General features: G+C 62.9%; 1 pseudogene. It reads left to right on the forward strand.

From position 1 onward, the window contains the following. A pseudogene (locus ACLQ2O_RS41950) lies at nucleotides 1-315 on the forward strand (IS6-like element ISMex25 family transposase); the annotation flags it as partial. Nucleotides 316-329: the final 14 nt, after the last annotated feature.

The following is a 329-nucleotide window of genomic DNA, read 5'->3' on the forward strand; positions in this document are numbered from 1 at the left end:
GGCACGGATGGTGCCAGCACCTATCCACCCGCGATCGTGGCTGCGAAGAGCGATAGTCTTCTGCCCCACGCGCCGCTCCACTACGTCACCAAACATCTGCAGCAAGGCATCGAGAGCGACCACTTCCGGGTCAAGAAGAACATGCCCCGGATCGGCGGCTTCCGCTCCTTCCATACAGCGCGACGCACGATCTGCGGCTTCGAGGCCATGCTCTGGCTGCGGAAGGGCTTCGGTTTCGCCGGCGCGTGGACGGTCCGCGAGCAGAACCGTCTTCTCGCACTCTGCTTTGGGCTTCCGCAGGCGAACAAAGCGTGAAAGCAGAACGGTAG

The organism is Kribbella sp. DT2, assembly GCF_049844575.1.
In the GTDB taxonomy this organism is placed as follows: Bacteria; Actinomycetota; Actinomycetes; order Propionibacteriales; family Kribbellaceae; genus Kribbella.